At 43.6% G+C, this 17,705-nt stretch carries 14 protein-coding genes; 12 read left to right on the forward strand and 2 right to left on the reverse strand.

The window, feature by feature from the left end; all coding sequences use genetic code 11:
* Positions 1–489 precede the first annotated feature (489 nt).
* From VGB26_02930 to VGB26_02985, 12 genes are all read left to right on the forward strand, one after another.
* Positions 490–1,215: a hypothetical protein gene (locus tag VGB26_02930; protein HEX9756738.1), complete on the forward strand. Its 726-nt coding sequence runs from the start codon at positions 490–492 to the stop codon at positions 1,213–1,215.
* 37 nt (positions 1,216–1,252) lie between these two features.
* On the forward strand, positions 1,253–1,606 hold the full coding sequence (locus VGB26_02935; GenBank protein HEX9756739.1) for a hypothetical protein: 354 nt from the start codon (positions 1,253–1,255) through the stop codon (positions 1,604–1,606).
* Positions 1,603–4,611 (forward strand): fibronectin type III domain-containing protein, encoded by a 3,009-nt coding sequence (locus VGB26_02940; protein HEX9756740.1) that lies wholly within the window; start codon positions 1,603–1,605, stop codon positions 4,609–4,611. Before VGB26_02935 ends, VGB26_02940 begins: the two co-directional genes overlap by 4 nt.
* A 348-nt stretch (positions 4,612–4,959) precedes the next feature.
* Complete coding sequence (locus VGB26_02945; GenBank protein ID HEX9756741.1) at positions 4,960–6,468, forward strand: hypothetical protein; 1,509 nt, start codon at positions 4,960–4,962, stop codon at positions 6,466–6,468.
* Positions 6,469–6,586: 118 nt separating this feature from the next.
* Positions 6,587–8,467 carry a hypothetical protein gene (locus VGB26_02950; GenBank protein ID HEX9756742.1) on the forward strand — a complete coding sequence of 627 codons (1,881 nt, stop codon included), beginning with the start codon at positions 6,587–6,589 and terminating at the stop codon, positions 8,465–8,467.
* Positions 8,464–9,714, forward strand: a complete 1,251-nt coding sequence (locus VGB26_02955) for a hypothetical protein (GenBank protein ID HEX9756743.1) — start codon at positions 8,464–8,466, stop codon at positions 9,712–9,714. Before VGB26_02950 ends, VGB26_02955 begins: the two co-directional genes overlap by 4 nt.
* A 32-nt stretch (positions 9,715–9,746) precedes the next feature.
* Positions 9,747–11,069, forward strand: coding sequence for a hypothetical protein (locus VGB26_02960; protein ID HEX9756744.1), 1,323 nt, complete (start codon positions 9,747–9,749; stop codon positions 11,067–11,069).
* Between the two features lie 253 nt (positions 11,070–11,322).
* Entirely contained in the window at positions 11,323–12,519 is a 1,197-nt protein-coding gene (locus VGB26_02965; protein ID HEX9756745.1) for an FG-GAP-like repeat-containing protein, read from the forward strand.
* Positions 12,516–13,883 (forward strand): hypothetical protein, encoded by a 1,368-nt coding sequence (locus VGB26_02970; protein ID HEX9756746.1) that lies wholly within the window; start codon positions 12,516–12,518, stop codon positions 13,881–13,883. Before VGB26_02965 ends, VGB26_02970 begins: the two co-directional genes overlap by 4 nt.
* Positions 13,880–15,202, forward strand: coding sequence for a hypothetical protein (locus VGB26_02975; GenBank protein HEX9756747.1), 1,323 nt, complete (start codon positions 13,880–13,882; stop codon positions 15,200–15,202). The genes VGB26_02970 and VGB26_02975 overlap by 4 nt, the downstream gene beginning before the upstream one ends.
* Positions 15,203–15,257: 55 nt before the next feature.
* Positions 15,258–15,416, forward strand: coding sequence for a hypothetical protein (locus tag VGB26_02980; GenBank protein HEX9756748.1), 159 nt, complete (start codon positions 15,258–15,260; stop codon positions 15,414–15,416).
* A gap of 334 nt (positions 15,417–15,750) precedes the next feature.
* Positions 15,751–16,224 carry a hypothetical protein gene (locus VGB26_02985; protein ID HEX9756749.1) on the forward strand — a complete coding sequence of 158 codons (474 nt, stop codon included), beginning with the start codon at positions 15,751–15,753 and terminating at the stop codon, positions 16,222–16,224.
* Positions 16,225–16,266: 42 nt separating this feature from the next.
* On the opposite strand, the gene rplQ is transcribed toward VGB26_02985, so the two are convergent.
* A complete protein-coding gene (gene rplQ / locus VGB26_02990) occupies positions 16,267–16,671 on the reverse strand; it encodes a 50S ribosomal protein L17 (protein ID HEX9756750.1) in 405 nt (134 codons plus the stop codon).
* Between the two features lie 23 nt (positions 16,672–16,694).
* The gene (locus tag VGB26_02995; protein HEX9756751.1) at positions 16,695–17,705 is read right to left on the reverse strand and encodes a DNA-directed RNA polymerase subunit alpha; all 1,011 of its coding nucleotides are present in this window, start codon (positions 17,703–17,705) and stop codon (positions 16,695–16,697) included.

Raw genomic sequence — 17,705 nt, forward strand, 5'->3', positions numbered from 1 at the left:
GGGAATGACGAACTGGATTTTGCAGGAACCTCTAATACTTCAAAGGCTTCAACCACAGAATGACTTTGCCTTGACCCTTGCCCTGTATGGACCTTAAACACTTTTTAACAATTTTTACCCACTCGATTACACGAAGACCCAATTTTTGAAATAAATTAGGAAATAAATTTCTTAAAAAAATCTTTATTTTTCTCTCCAGAAACGAATATTTTTTATAGAAGATATACGAGATGTTTTAAAATAAACTAAATTAAAAAATTTCAAAACGACAATATTACTATATTTTGACTAGGGTTAGACTAACAAAAAGTGTATAACACGTGGGTAGTGGGGAAAGAACCATCGGTTAAGGAGCTGAAATTGCAGTATTTTCAACGAAATAGAGAAAATTTGATTTGATTTGAGTCACCTTTTTTGTTGAACAATAATAAACATCCTTGATCTATTCCAAAATAAATTTATTCCCTGATATCGAATAGGATTTCTGAAATGCCGCTTTTGGGAAAAAAAGAAATCACTCTTCTTCTTTTAATAACAGGGATATTTTTTTGTTTTCCGGACCATTCTTACACAAGCCAAAGCGGATTTGAGTGGACCCTTCGCGCAACCGGCCTTCAACAGGGCCATGCTTTTGCCATCTTTGAGCATCCAGAAATCACAGAACGGAAATGGGTTGGGGTAGGAGAGAGTATTAATGGGAGCCAAGTAGTCCGGGTCGAACGGTTCCGGGTTATTTTAGATACCCCAAGGGGAAGGAGCATTCTTTCTCTGGGAGGGAATGAAGGACAAGGATTTCCTCCATTGGTGGAATCCCCAAGGGATGGGTATGAGCATGGAACCGACCTGAATGCTCTCCTGAACGAAAAAATCATGGGCTTGGTGAACCAGCCCATATTGATTCCTGAGGATGTCCGGGGAAGGCTTGTGAAAAGTTTGAAAGAAAGTTTTGATGCCGGACAGATGGTTCCGGGTGAGGCCACCCTGGTCATTGGAGGAGGAGAGGAATGGGTTCCGGGAATTAAAACCAAGGTGGATTTTCCAATAATTGGGATTGAGAAGGAAGACCAGATTATCCTGATTAATGGAATGGTTCCTGATCTGGATGGGAAAAAATGGAAGAATGTTCTTGGCGTGATCCAGGACGCAAAATTACTGATTTTTGCCTTTATACGTGGGGAAGAGATTTTTTCAGAGGTTTTTGAAGTTAATGATTAATTCTTTTTGGGAAAACGAAGGGTAATGGAGGCCTGTTATGAATCGGTTTATAATTTTGGTTTTGGTCCTTTTTTTTATGGGGGGTTTTTCCCCGGGCATGGGTCATTCTGAAACGGCCAATGAAATTGAGGTTCGAAAGTCCGTTTCATCCGGAACGATTTTTCTTGTAGATGAGATTGGGCATTATGTGATGATTCAAAAGGAAAATGGAAAGAGGGTTTCTCTGGAGCTAACCGGGGAGACGGAAGTTACACTAGATGGGAAGACGCTCTCTTTGGAGAATTTGGGTTCCCTCAAAAAAGGGTACACTGCCACGGCTGAGCATTTTACCAATGACGCAGGAATGCAGCGAACCATGTGGCTAAAGGTAGGGAAAGGGATGGCCCAATGAGTTATTTATTGAACAATAAAAGATTATTATTCTTTTCGGTTTTAATAGGGTCCAGCTTCTTTTTGATTTTAGGGTTTCCAAAATTAAGCCTTGCAAATCACACGGCTGCGGGTGCCTTTGCAGAAGACCCGGCCATCGATGGGTGTAATCACTGTCATAATTTGACGATTACCGGAGGCAATGCGGGTGGGAGTAGTCGGCGTGCGGCCTTCTCCCCGGCAAATGGGGGTGGTTTTGATCCCCATGCCCGACGAAATAGCTGGAGTGGAACCGTTAGTTTTATGCTCAGTAAGGGTTCTCCTTCGTCTACCGCTGCAACGGCCTATTTAAATACTTGGTATTCTTTAAGCACAACGTGTCCTTCGGGGACTCCGGAAGGGCAAAGCTGTGCCTTCGATCCGGACCCTCCCACCCAGCCTATGAATGTAATCAGTACACCCGATGTCTCTGGAACCCGAATTACATTGACATGGGATCCATCGACAGATAACCGAGCGGTAACCGGATATAATATTTATCGGGATTTAGGGGGAACTCCCACCGGGACCTCCACAACAACAACTTTTCTAGATTCAGGCCTTACCCCCGAAACCACCTATACCTATGAAATAGAGGCTTTTGATGCTGCAGGAAACCTTTCCCCCAAATCCACACCTCTAAATGTGACAACCGCTGCGCTCCCCCAGGATACGGACCCCCCTTCTCAACCGGATGGCGTTGGAGGATTTACCGATACAACCGGTACGAAAGTTTTTCTTTTCTGGAATGCATCCACCGATAATGTAGGGGTGACCAGTTATAATATCTACCGGAATGGAGATCCGACACCCGTGGGAAACAACACCACCACAACATTTTTAGATTCAGGCATTGTCCCATCAACCCTGTATAGCTATGAAATCGAAGCAATGGATGCCGCGGATAATTTTTCTCCGAAGTCCTCACCGGCATTTCAAATTGCAACCAGTACAGGTCCCATTGATGTGGGGTTAATTTGCGACATTCCTGAAGGGGTGACCAACTTTGTGGTTTCTCCTAACTTTAGCAATGACGGATCTATTTTTGTGGCAACAGGGGCAAATAGAGCTTACAAATGCCAATTTGATGGAAATAACTGGAATAAGACACAAATCTGGCCTGCCGGGGCCAACCCTCCGCCTCCTTTCTGGACCGAGGTGGTTGAAATAGGCATTTCTCCGACTTATGCCAATGACAGTACTTTATTTGCCACAACCCGATACTATTTTTACAAATCCACCGATGGTGGAACCACCTGGAATGGGACCAGTATGGCCTGTGGCATCACTGGTTGGAATACGGAATCGGTTGCGGTTTCCCCCAATTTTGCAACGGATGGCGTTGTTTGGGCGGGGACCTGGCGGGATGGAAGCCTACAAACCGATGGGGCCTACCTCTATAAGTGGTACCAGCAGTTTTTTGGATTATGCTGGGGCATTAGGATCGATTTAAATGGGCCCGATGGTTCTGGATTTTCAAGTATCGCCATAGATCCTAACAATGCAAATAATGTTTATGCCGGTGTAACGGGTGGTGGACAAGAAGGGGTGTGGGGTACTACCGATGGATTGAATTTTGGGGGAGCCCCGGTTCTTTCCGGGCTTCCCGTTGTGGATGTGACCGTGGCATCTGATGGAACGGTCTTCGCGGTTGGTGATTCGGATCTGGTTTATCGTTCCACAGACCAGGGAGCTAACTGGAATAGCTATACTGCAGCGGATCCCGGTCATTCGATCCAAAACATTGATGCGAGCCCATCCTATTCTTCAGATGGAAATGTTCTTTTATGTACTTCAGCAGCTCCGGGATCGGGAACACATGGATTGAGAAAGTCCGAGGATGGAGGACAAACCTGGGAAGGTGTGGCGTTCCATGAGGGTTCTTGTACCGATGTCCATTACCATCCCAATTATCCAGCCTCCCCCATTGCTTTTGCCAGCGATACCGAGGGGGTCTATCAAATTCTATTGGCAACCCCAGTTATCGATAACGATATCGACGGCTGGGATTCGGCAAACGACTGTAACGGTAATGATCCAACCATCTATCCAGGGGCAATTGAGATTCCTGATGATGGAATTGATCAAGATTGCGATGGAAAGGACCTTAGTATCCTTCCTGGGGGAATCCTAACCAACATATCCACAAGAGGTTTTGTTGGGGCCGGGGCCAATGTAATGATTGGGGGGTTCATTATTGAAGGGGGAAGCCCAAAAACGATTTTGATCAGAGCCCAAGGCCCAAGCCTGGTGGATTTCGGTGTATCGGGGGCAATGGCTAATCCGACGATGCAGCTTTTCTCGGGTTCTACTGTGATTGCGCAGAATAATGATTGGCAGAATACAGATCCGTTGTGCGCGGCCCCTGTGGTCTCTTGTGGGGGATCAGCAGAGATCATCACAACAGGGCTAGATCCCTGCACAGCGGCAACAACGGGATGTACGTTGGATTCAGCGATATACGTCACATTACCTCCCGGGGCTTATACCGCGATTGTAAGTGGAGTGGGGGGAACGGGGGTTGGATTGGTTGGGGTATTTGAGGTATCTACAGGCGCCTCAATTCTGACCAATATTTCAACACGAGGATTTGTTGGGACGGGAGCCAACGTTCAAATTGCGGGATTTATTATTGGAGGAACTGATCCCAAAACGCTTTTAGTGCGTGCCCAAGGCCCAAGCCTGGTGGATTTCGGTGTATCGGGGGCAATGGCTAATCCGACGATGCAGCTTTTCTCGGGATCTACTGTGATTGCGCAGAATAATGATTGGCAGAGTACAGATCCGTTGTGCGCGGCCCCTACGGTTTCTTGTGGAGGATCGGCAGAGATCATTGCAACCGGGTTAGACCCCTGCACAGCAGCGACAACGGGATGTACGTTGGATTCGGCAATATACGTCACATTACCTCCCGGCGCTTATACCGCGATTGTGAGTGGAGTGGGAGGAACAGGAGTTGGATTGGTGGGGGTATTTGATTTGGATTAGTTGAAGGAAAAAAATTTAAGTTTTTAATAAAATGATCTAAAACAATAAGAGGTACGTTTAGGAGAATACCGTGTTTTTTCATAACACGGTTTTTTTATTTTTTAAATTAATAAAATAATATTTCTATGATGTAATAGAGAACACTGGCTTAATAAAATATAATTTTAAGTTAGGTTAAAGATAGATTCTTAAATTTAAAGGCTTAAGGTCCTTTTTATGAACCTTAAATGGAAAAAATTTCTAAAAGGGGTTTTAATTATATTTTTTATGGGATTTGCTCAAACCGTTGTCGGAATGGAACCCCCACCAATAAGGGTAAAGAAGCTTTGTGGGCAGTGTCACTCCACGATGATTAACGATGATTGCATTTCAGGTCATTGCGATAAAAAACCTTTAATCCATTCGGAGGCAAGGGATTGGCTTCAGTCAGTGGAATATATGGTTAGGGTGTTTGGCTGCAAAATGACCCCAGATGAACAAAAAAATGTTGTGGCTTATTTAGAAAAAAATTATCCTGGTAAGGTTTATCCTTTAACCTGGACGAAAGTGTTTACTGCGGATCAGAAAAGCGGATGGAATGTGGTCTCGTTAAAGGAATGGAAAGGCCATCTTTACATGGGAACCGAGGGAGGGGGGAGAATTTTTCGGTCTGGGAACGGTCTTGAATGGAAGGAAGTGGCGGCCACCGGCCACGATAAAGTTTATGGGCTGATTCCCTTTAAAGAGTATCTCTATGCGGGAACGTTTGATCCCGAACCACAAATTTGGAGGAGTTCCGATGGACAGACCTGGAAACAGGTAGGCCTTCTTCCCTTCCAACAAAAGGGGGTCACGGCATTTGGGGTTTTTAATGGGAATCTTTACGCGGGAACCGCTGCTTCTGAGATTTACAGGTCAAAGGATGGTAAGGAATGGGAGCGGGTTGTTGCTTTAAAAAATAAGGTTCAGCCTTCCTGGTCCCTTTGGATCCGTTTCATAACTATATTTAAAGGGGTGATGTTTGTTGGGTTGGAAGGGGGGGAGATGTATTCCTCGGAAGACGGCCTATCCTGGTCCCAGGTTCTCCTTTCTTTAGATGGCGGAACCGGTCTAAGGGGTGCAGGAGTTTTTAATCAAGAACTTTTCGTGGGGACGACCAATACCGGAGAAATTTGGAATACCGGTGATGGAAAAAAGTGGAAAAAAGTTTTTTCCCCCGAGACTAAAAAAGGGTATGTGGCTTCTATGGTGGTTTTTAACCATGCTTTATATGCCAGTATCAATCGTTTGATTGTTCGTACAATGGACGGGTTGCATTGGGAAGAGGTGGGGGAAGTCGGATTTAAAACAGTTGAAGCCATGACCAATTTTAAAAATTTCCTGTATTTGGGAATCGATAGTCCACCGGAAGCTCAAATTTTTCGGACCTCGGGTCTTTCCCCTAGCCAGCGTTTAGTTCCTTTTGAGGAAGTAACCAAACTAGGATCGGTCCAGGGAAGTTTAAAGGATCTTCATACAGGGTTTTTTCTTTACCAAACCCTGGAGGAGAGTCCCATTGAGGAAACAAGCGGGTTGGATCATGTATGGAAATTTAGAAATCCGGGAGGAAAACGCTTTCTCCTTGTGATTCGCGGATACCACCCAAAAACAACTGTGGGGGAGGAATTTGTTTTTTCCTATTCGGTGGATAATCGGGAATATAAAGAAATGTTTTCGCTCAAAGCTACCCGTGAAGATTGGAATTATCAGTTCTTTGAATTGCCTAAACTTCAAAAAGGCAACATTTTTATAAGGGTTAGAGATGCAAACAGAAACAATGAACCTCCCCTTAAAAATAAAATTTTAATAGATCACCTTTATATTTTAGTGGAAGGGTAACATGGTTTTTTTTCCTAAAACCTTTAAGGGGTTGACAAGGTTTATATTAAGATGCTAGGAAAAGTTTAAGGGAGTGTATGATTATTTAAAACCCTTTTAATTTTTGATCAGGTTTTTTATGCCTTTTTTCTTTAAGCATTTTGGAAAAAGATTTTTTCAAGTAGCCATTTTTCTTTTAATAATCAATGGCGTTTATTCTTTTTCCTTTGGTTTTCCCTTGGTTAAGGATGGAAAAATTGATTTGGAGGTCCTTTCTCAGGTCCGTTCTATCATGGAAAACCGCTATGGGAAGGAATACGCTAGACTTTTTTTTAAAGCATTTGAAAAAACCCATGAAACAGGGAAAGATCTGTTTCGTGTTATGCCCAACTGTTTTGTCAACCAAAGACTCATGCACTTTTCGGGAAATGCCCTTTCGATCACCTTTCGGCCTACGGAAACCAATACCTGCCGGTTTTGTCATCAACCGAATATAGATGGTGTATTCGATGATGCCTTTCGACAAAAAGTCTGGCCTCAAACCACCCATAATATTAATCCCTGGCTAAATGTTTTTGACCCCACTTGGCTGGACAGCATTGTTCCCCCGGCTTCAATTCCCACAAAGGTATCCGATTATATGGGGGTTGACAATCTTGCTGAGGCTATTAAAAGAAGCGGATTGGATCTTAAAAACCCTATGGCTGATTTTCAAACCATCCAAAAAGGAAAGGGTCATGGGCCATTCAAGTATTTTCCCGATCTAGATCCTTCAACCGTTAATCCCAGAAACGGATGGGCGAATAATGGGTGGCGGGCCTTTAAGTGGAAACCCTTGCCCTTTACCTATCCGGGAGCATTGGGGGGTTGGAAAGAAATTTTTATCCGGCTCCCATTGAGATTTCGGTTAGATGAAAACGGAACGTTGAGTCAAACCATTTATGATCGAAACCTTGAAAATGTGGAAAGGGCCATTAAGGGAGAGGACACTTCAAAATATTATCAAGGAAAAGCATCGGATCAAGAAATCCGAATATATCATTTTCCACAAGGGACCGAATTTATCTTGGCGATCTATTACCTTGACCCTATTTTTGGAAAAGCGGCTCGAATACAGGATTACCGGTATATGGTCAAGTCCGTTTCAGATGAAGATATTATGGTTTCCAAAAAAGAGGATTTAATTCTGGGGAGTCCCTCGGGGCTTCCAGATCCACAATCGGAATATGAAAAAACGTTGGAAAAAATTTCTGGAGGGCCCAAAAATCCCTACGGTGTAATTTATGCCCATGCGGGATGGGATTTGCTCTCTTTTCTGGAAGGGGATGTGGAATCCGGAAAATTGCGTCCCTCCATCCGGGAGGAAAACCAATTCTGCATCGGATGTCATAGCGCCAGTATCGGTGTGGTGAGAGATGGTGTTTGGAGTCTTCAAAGGAAACTTCCTGGACCCGAGGGATGGCAACTTCAGGATTTTAAGGGAATCAAGGATTATAAGAATCCTTTTTCTGAAAAAGGAGATTTTTATGAATGGATTACCGAGGCCAGAATGAGCAACCTTTCTTTATTTCCCTATGTTAACAACGATCAAATGGACCTTGTAGGGGGACTTCCCCTGGGAGGGCATGATCATGCTTTATTATTGTACCGGAAATATTATCAAATTGTTAAAACCCAAACCCATATGTTGGGAAGGTTTCCCTCGGCCAGTACGGTTCCTCCAGTGGTTTTTGAAAAAGTGGTGAATCAACCCCATAAACCTTTAAGGGGTTCCCAAAACAGTTACGTGGTTTCGAAAAGGGTCACCGATCTTGATTTTTCCCATTGGCACACCGCTGAGGAGGCCCGGACCCTAAGTGAGAAGGAGATTGATAAAATCCTTGATCGAATGAGAAAAGGGGTTATTCAAGGAACCTATACGGCCTACCGCCGACAAGAATTGATAGAACGTTTGGAGGAAGCCAAGCGGGGACTTCGGCCTTCTTTACAGTCCATCGGGAAAAGTAAATTACAACCATGAAATGGTTTATTGGGGTCTTTTCTCTAATTGTTTTTTTTCTCCCTACAAGCAAGGTTTGTTCCGAGGTCGTCCAATTTCAGCAAATCTCTTTTACCACTTTGTGTGAGAACTTCCAGCCTTCCATCAGTGGAAATGGAAAAAAAGTAGTTTTTCTTTCCGACTGTGACATTGTGTTGGGGTCTAACATTGACCAAAATTATGAGGTTTTTCTTTATGATTTGGATAAAAAGACTTTTTATCAGATCACAAAAACGGAAGGGCAGGGAAAAAATAACCAACCCAGCATCAATTATGATGGGAATTATGTAACTTTTAGGTCTTCCGCTGATCTTGTGCCAGAAAAAAATGCGGATGGAAACTCTGAGATTTTCCTGTATCACACAAACACTCATCATTTGGATCAAATCACCCATTCCATTTCTCCTTCAATCAATAGTCATCCTATTATCAGTAAGAATGCCCGTTTTTTAGTTTTTCTCTCCTCCTCTAAATTAGGAGGCGAAGAGGAAGATCCTGAAAGCCCCCAAGTATTTATCTATGAACGGGAGAGAAAAAGTTTTTCCCCATTAACCAACCCGGTTCTTTCTCCTTCCTTTGGGTCCCTAAAGAATCATCGTGAAACCCATCGGGTAGGGTTAAGCAAAGACGGGACAAAAGTTCTCATTGCGACTTCATTCCCCCATACCCAAGATGAGCCCTTAAAGAGGAGCAGGTTAAGTTTAACGTTATATGATTTGAATACGAAAGAGGCCTTTTCAATAAACCCGCCTGAAAACTTGGGGAACTTTGGGCATATTCATTTCCCTCCCTCTTTGAACGGAGATGGGTCAAGGGGCGTTTTCCTGGTCAATCAGGGTCAACCCGTTTTGGATGAAAAGAAAGGAGGGGACCAAAAATTGTTTCTGGTTGAGATCGGCTCCTCAAAATGGGCCTCTTTGATTGAACCAAAGAATTGTCGTATCCATAACCCCAACCTTTCTGGGGATGGGAGCAAAGTCGGATTTTCATCCGATTGCGATTTTTTGGGGGAAAATGAAGATTCCGGGCATCCCAATATGGAAATTTTCACCTTTAATACGAGAACCAAAAAGATAAGGCAGGTAACCCACACCATCCGGGATTTTAACCATACGCCATCCATGGATGACTCGGGTTCCAGAATGGCTTTCGGGTCCGACCGTGATATCCATGAGGGAAGTAACCTGGATGAAAATTCTGAAATCTTTATCGCCGTTTTTAATCCCTAAACAACAGTGGATTGGGTTTTAAAAAACCTTTAATGAGCTATTCCGTTAAATCAAAAGAAGTATTAATCCTAACCTTTCTTGCGGCCTTTGTGGGGATTTCGGGGAGTTTTCATTTTTTGGCAGAGGCCAAGTCCGGATCTGAACGGGGAACCGGATTGGGGGCCTCCCAAATTGTGTTTGACCCCCAAAATCCCAAGAACATTTATGTATCCAGTACGTTTTACGGGGTCTATACAAGTAAAGATGAAGGGAAGACATGGGAACAGAAAATGAGGGGAATGGGAGCATCTGATTATTACACCATTGCGGTTTATCCAAAAGATCCCCGAATTTTATTGATTGGGGCTGCAGGTGGTGGAATTTATAAAAGCAAGGATAGTGCCGACACCTGGGAGCCCGCAAACAATGGCCTAACGGATACGTCGGTCTATGATATTGTATTTGATCCGGTGGATTCCTCCATTGTGTATGCCCTTACCCTTCGGGAGATTTTTGTCAGTCAGAATCTGGGAAACTCGTGGGCCCCACTGTTCATAGAAAACCCCCGGGTAATGGACCCTACGTTTCATCGCCGCTTATTGATATACCCCGGGAAAACCCGGCGTTTTGTGGTTGGGACCGGGGAGCATGGATACCAAAGGATGGAAGGGGGTAAAAAATGGGAATTGTTCGGGGATGACCTGAGCGGTTTAAGGGTGACTGCTTTCGGATCTTCTGCTTCTTTTAAAGAATTGTATATGGGAGCAAGACGGGGAGAAGGTTTATACCTTAGCAGGGATGGGGGAAAATCATGGGGTTTGATAGGGGACGGGTTAAAAGAGGTCTGGGTGAACCGCATTGCAGTTGACCCCTTTGACCCTCATATCATCTATCTGGCAACCAATAATAAGGGAATGTTAAAAAGCAGTGATGAAGGGAAAACCTGGAAATCGATTAACAATGGGCTATCAGAGATCGGTGTTAAAGCTCTTGGCGTTCATCCAGAGATAAAAGGATTTTTAATTATTGCCACCTATAATCAAGGGATTTTTACATCAGAAAATCAAGGGAAAAACTGGACCCATCGAAAGGTTCCCGGATTCCCTACCTGGGATCAGTTGAGGGGATCTTTAACCCGAAACCCCCCGTCTAAAGAGGTACCCCCTCCACCCACTTCTTTTTCCAAATGTCAAACTTGCCACGCATGGACGGATCCCATTTTAAACGGGCAAAAAAATCAAACCTTTTGGCGGACTTTTCCTTCCAGGCGGGATTGGACTGCGACCCTGGAGCGAATGAAAACCACGGCCCAGCTGTCGGCCTCTGAAGAAATTGAGATTTTGGACTATTTGAATACGTATTATGGTTTGAAATAAACGTTTTTTTTTGAAATTTCCAATAATTCGGTGGAAGTTTTTATGAAAAAACCGGAGTCAAAAAATCTTTATAGAACTATTTTGTTTTCACAATGTATTGACTTACCCCCTTTTGGTTTTTATATTTAGAGCCATGGGATGGCTTAAGAAATACAATCATTGCTCTGTTTATTTCCTCCTTTTTTCGGTTTTTTTCTTTACAAACGTTACTTTAAGCTGGGGATATCCACTTTGGGAGAAGAACCGGTCGGATATGCCAGTTTTTAAAGACAAAAGATGTTTTCCGACCAATCTAGTTGCAACGGATCTCAATGGGGATGGATTAGCGGATTTGGCGGTTACAGGGTTTTGTAATCGGTTTGCGGTTTTTTTCTCTGATCCCAAAAATCCGGGAAATTTTAAACCCCCAAAAGAAATTAAGGTTCCCACATCGGCCATCGGAATGGCCGTATTTCATTCGGAGGGAAGCCGATTTCCGTTTATTGTCGTTTCCAATTGTGCCAATCCTGATTCAATCCCTCAAAAACCACTTCTCCATATCGTATCGATGGAAACCTTTAAAGTAATTAATACCATGCCATCGGGAGGAAAGGCCCCTGATGATATTGCCATTGCAGATTTTAACGGAGATGGATTGAACGATTTTGCCGTGGGCCATTGGAAAGAAGGCGTCCTATCAGTTTTATTAGGGAAAAAAAAGGGAGGAGGGTTTATCTCTCCCCAAAAAAACTCTCCCCAATATATATCTATCGGGGATGAGCATTGGCAAGTGGAAGCTCGGGATTTTGATAATGACCAGAAAATGGATATTGCTTCAGTGGTATGGACTTTTAAAAACGGGGAGGCTAGAAAAGCCGATCTTTTAATCCTCCCTGGTAATGGGAAGGGAGGGTTTTCGTCTTCCCGTGCTAAAACCTTTCCATTGGATCGTGAGGCCAGATCTTTTTCGGTTGCCGATTTCGACCGTGATGGGTTTGAAGACATTGCGGTGGCCAATCCCGGGTCCGGTTTAAAAGGGGATGGTAGCATCTCCTTCCTTTTTGGAAAGAAAGGTGGACATTTTGATCACCGTTTATTTCCTCCCCTTGCTCGTAAAGAATCGGACATAGGGGGAGCCACCGGAGGTCTCTTGGCTCCACAAGGGATTGCCACCGCTGACCTGGACGGGGATGGGGCCTTTGACCTTGTTACGGCAAGCCGGCCGGTGAATCAGAACGGGCGGGTAATTATTTTGTACAACAACGGAAAGGGGGATTTTTCTTTTGCCAGATCCCAGATTCTCCAACTTGGACGAAAGGAAATTGTTTCCAATTTAAGTTTTGAACCTTTAATTATCACCGATCTTAACCAAGATGGCGCTCCTGATATTGCCGTAGCGAACACCAATGCCAATACCGTTTCCATTTTTTTTAATCCTTTGGTTAAAAAAGAAGAAGGTATCAACCGTTGAAAAAAATTTCCTCAAAAAAAATGGTGGTTTTATTGAGTGTGTTTTTAATCTTGGTGGTGGTTAGCCTATTAATTTTAGTGGGTCTTCCCGGATTTACATCCATTCTCGAACCATTACGGGCCGCCCTTCATCGAAGGATGGCCAGGGAGCCCCTTCAGATTTCTCAAATCGTTATCAATTATAAAAATCCAGAAATTGTTTACGCATCCAGCCATTTTTATGGGATGTGGAAAAGTACTGACGGGGGAAAAACATGGAAGCTGGCTATTAATGGGCTTGGAACTTCAGATGTCTATTCAATGGCCATTCATCCCCGAAAGCCCGAAATTCTTTTTGCTGCCACGCCGGGTGGGGGGATTTATCGAAGTGCGGATAGCGGATCCAATTGGGTGGAGGTCAGTGAGGGACTGACGGATACCCATATGGAAGACGTGGTTTTTGATCCCATTGATCCCGATATCATGTATGCAGCCACTCTGAGAGAGGTCTTTAAAAGTGAAAACGGGGGTTTGTCGTGGAAACCGGCTTTTAAGAAAAACCGGAAAGTCGCCCCCGAATTCTATGTTCGAAATCTCCTTGTATTGCGCTCTTCTCCTTCGGCGAAATCCGTATTTTTAATGGGGACACCTAATGGAGGTTACAGAAGGATAGAGGGAGGCTCCGAATGGGAGCCGCTTAGGGAAAAGGTGGATGGGGCTAAATTGACGGCTTTTGCATATGACCCAAGAATAAAGACATTGTATGGAGGGGCGATTTCGGGAAAAGGGATTTATAAAAGCACAGATGAAGGAAATTCATGGAACCTGATGGAAACTCCTCCCATGCGCTGGGTTCATCGCATCGTATTAAATCCCCGTAATCCCATGAACATTTTCATTGGGACCCGCGCAAAGGGTGTATTTAGAAGTTCCGATGGGGGGCGGACCTGGGAGGAAAAGAATAACGGTCTTACCCATAATGTGATAAAGGGTCTTGCCATTGACCCGACCAACCCATTGAAGCTCTATGCAGGAACCCCAGGTATGATTGCCACCTCCAAGGATGGGGGAGAGTCCTGGCGTCTTGTCCAAATGGACCCACCCAGTTATCATGCAGTGGTGAGTTTCCTGATCCCTATTCAAAAAGCTTCACAAAATATACCTTCCCCTCCGCTGGTTTGGAAAGAAAAATGTAATGAATGTCATGGTTGGACTGATCCCGTCCTGAATTATTATCCCACCTCTTATTGGAGAATTTCTCCAACCCCCCGTGATTGGAAAGAGACCATGGACCGGATGGCTGGTAAGGGAAGAAATCCCATGACACCGGAAGAAAAAGCCTCCATTTATGGTTACCTCAATAATTTCTTTGGTCCAAGATCGTGAAGATATTCTATGCTGCCTGGCTGGTCTGTTCAATAGTGGTATTTTCTATTGTAGCGGCCGAAGAAAAAAAGGAAATTCTGCCTTTTATTCATAACAGTGGCATTATTGTCCATCCTGAAAATTCGTCGGTTGTGTATGCATCGTTTTGGATTTATGGGGTATACAAGAGTACCGATTTTGGACAGACCTGGACCTCCATGAACCGAGGGTTTAAAAATCCAAGTGTATATACAATGAAAATGGACCCTCTCAACCCAGAGGTTTTAATGGCGGGAACCCATGCAGGCGGAATTTATAGGACCAATAACGGGGGGAAGAGTTGGTTTGAAATTAACACCGGACTTACCAATACAACCATTTTGGATTTGGTGTTTGATCTTAAAGACTCAAAACGGATCTATGCTTTGACCAGCCTTGGACTTTTCTTGAGTGAAAATGGAGGGGACCAATGGGGTTTGCTTCCGGGGGGCATCCCCGGCCCGGTCCCCGATCAGCAAATGACCCTTTTAATGGTTCCTCCAAATAGATCCCGGCCCGGGTTTCTTTTGCTTCAGAATGGAGGGAATCTTTTTCGAAGGCAGGGAGATTTTTCGTTGGAAAAGGGTTTCTCTTCTTTTTGGTCCAAACCTTTACTGAAAGAGGTTACGCGAGTTAGAGCCCTGCCTTTGGCCTACGATTCAAAAACTGGTACCCTTTATTCTGGAACACGAAAGGGTTTTATGAAGAGTTTAAATGATGGAAAAACATGGAATCCTCTTTCGCCGGAAATTACAAATGCCAATTGGCTTGTGGTCCACCCCAAAAAGCCCGAGTTTCTCTACCTTGGAACCGATGGGAAAGGGATGTTTAAAACGGTTGACGGGGGAAATCATTATCAAGCCATTAATAAGGGAATTGAGGGTCCAACCAGCAGGAAAATCTTTGGGTTGGCCATCGACCCCAAAAATGGGGAACGCCTCTATGCAGCCTCTCATTCCATCGGCCTTTTTATAACCCAAAACGGAGGAGAGCGGTGGCGTTCCCCAAAGGATTTTCCAATTCCCGGCCTCTCTTATATTTCTGCCCAATCGAAGGAGTATGTGATCAAAGCAAAGACCCAGGCCCAGCCTCCTCCTCCGGATTTTAAGATTCATTGCAATGGGTGTCATGGGTGGACGGACCCGGCACTGGATTTTAAAAATAGGGCGGTTTGGCGGGCGGCCCCCACCCCAAGAGATTGGAAAAACACAGTTGATCGAATGGGTACCCTTGCCGGTATTCAGGATCCCCAAAAAAAAGTGATTACCCTATACCTCAATACCCAATTTGGTATTCCTTAGGATGGTTTTTAAAAGAGGGTCTTCGTGAAATCGAGTGGGTAAAAATTGTTAAAAAGTGTTTAAGGTCCATACAGGGCAAGGGTCAAGTCAAAGTCATTCTGTGGTTGAAGCCTTTGAAGTATTAGAGGTTCCTGCAAAATCCAGTTCGTCATTCCCGAATGTTTTTATCGGGCCCGCCTGCCGGCAGGCAGGAATCCAAGATTCAAAAAATTAACACCTTCTGGATTCCCGCTTTCGCGGGAATGACGGGAAGGGCCTGGATTTCCGCTTTCCCCTGCCTGCAAGTGCCCGCCGGACAGGCGGGTAATGACAAAATTTACCCACTCACTTCCAGGATGAGCCCAAAAATAATATAACTTTAAGGAGGGGCTTTGTCAAACCACAGGACCCAAAAAACTTTTTTTTTCAAAAGGTTATTTAAGTCTTGGGTTTTTAACCTTAAAATTTCTTGACAAAGGTAAGCAAAAAAGGTTACAAAAATTTAAGATAATTCAAAATTAAATGGTTAAAAGTTAGGGTGTTTTAATTTAAGGGAGGCTTCATTTAAAATGAAAAGATTCAGTTGGCTACTTGCTTTTCTAATCATAACAATGGTTTCTCAAGGTTTTGTTTTCGGACAGGAAAAGGAACCGGTTGCTCCTATTCCTTTACCCTCAAAAGCCTATTCCGCCAAACTTCCTGTGATCTGGGAAAAAGTAATGGAAACCCTGAAGAAAAATGATATTCCTATTGCCAGTAGCGATCAGGACGGTTGGAAAATCACCACTCAAACCAAGAGATACTTCCGAATTTTATCGGCAAATTTTCCGCCGATCCAAAAAGATTACAGGGATACCTATGTCCTAACCTTCCAAAAAAAAGAAGGTAATTCAACTGTCCTCCAAATAAACAGAAAATTTGAAGTCCATGATAAAAAATCCAACCAATGGGTGGAAGGGGATCCTAAAGTCGAAAAAGAGGGTTTAAGCGAAGAGGGGATCTTTCAAGAAGTGGAATTACTCATTGCAGGAGTACCGAGTTAACAATGTTTTAATAGAACAGGCACAACAGATTTAAACAGGAATTTAGTTTGTACCTTCCTTTTTCCCAATCTTTTTTTGGGGTTCTGCCTCTTTCTGGCCAACCATCTCCACAATCGCCATTCGGGCAGCGTCTCCAAACCTTTGCCTGGTTTTAATGATTCGGGTATATCCTCCATTTCGGGAAGAAAATCTTGGAGAAATTTCATTAAAAAGTTTTGAAATTACCTGTCGGTCACTCACATATTTCAAAACCAACCTCCTCGCGTTCAAGTCGCCCCGCTTTCCTAATGTAATCATCCGCTCGGCTAATGGCCGGAACTCTTTGGCTTTTGCTTCGGTGGTTTCAATTTTCTCATGAGCAAGAAACGATGTTAAAAGGCTCCTAAGGAGAGCCCTCCTGTGGGAGGAATTCCGCCCTAATTGGCGTCCTGCTTTCCGATGTCTCACGAAATCATTCCCTTTCTAATTTTTTATTCACTGGGTTCATCTTCTTTCTCATTATCCACCCCCTTGGAGACGGATTCAAGCTTCATTCCCAATGACAAACCCATTTCCGATAGTATTTCTTTAATTTCATTTAGGGACTTTCGGCCGAAATTTTTTGTTTTTAACATTTCATTCTCGGAACGATTAACCAGATCAGAAATGGTTTTAATATTTGCATTCTTTAAGCAATTTGCTGCGCGGACGGAAAGTTCCAGTTCATTTACACTTCTTAAGAGATTCTTATTAAATTTTTCTTTAACATCATCCAGTTTGGGTTCAATGAGTTCTGCAGTTTCCTCAAAGTTTATAAACAACGCGAGATGATCTTTTAAAATTTTTGCTGCAAAAGCAAGGGCATCATCGGGCCTTACACTGCCATCGGTCCAAATTTCGAGGATGAGTTTATCGTAATCGGTTACACGACCGACCCTCGCATTTTCAACATAAAAGTTGATTCTTTTTATAGGAGAAAAGATAGAATCCACAGGAATGGTTCCAATAGACATGCCCTCCTCTTTGTTCCTTTCAGCGGGAACATACCCCCGACCAATTTTTACATTCATTTCAACGTTTAAACTGCTGTCTTTGTCTAAAGTTGCAATAGGGAGATCAGGTGTTAAGATTTCTACATCTGCATCATGAATGATATCTTTGGCTCTAACCTCACAGGGTCCATTTTTCTTTAAATAGATTGTCTTTGGTCGGTCTGAATGTAGTTTAACCCTAAGACTTTTTAGGTTAAGAATGATATCAGTAATATCTTCCTTTACCCCCGGAAGGGTTGAGAATTCATGAAGAACCCCTTCAATTTTAATTGAAGTTATTGCCGCCCCCGCAATGGATGACAAAAGAACCCTCCGAAGGGAATTTCCAACGGTGGTCCCAAAACCCCGTTCAAAGGGCTCGGCAAAAAACTTCCCATAAGTATTCGTTATTTCACTGGTTTCAAAATCGAGTTTTTTAGGAATTTGAAAATCTTTTGTTCTTATAATCAT

This window comes from Nitrospiria bacterium (genome assembly GCA_036397255.1).
Lineage (GTDB): Bacteria > Nitrospirota > Nitrospiria > DASWJH01 > DASWJH01 > DASWJH01.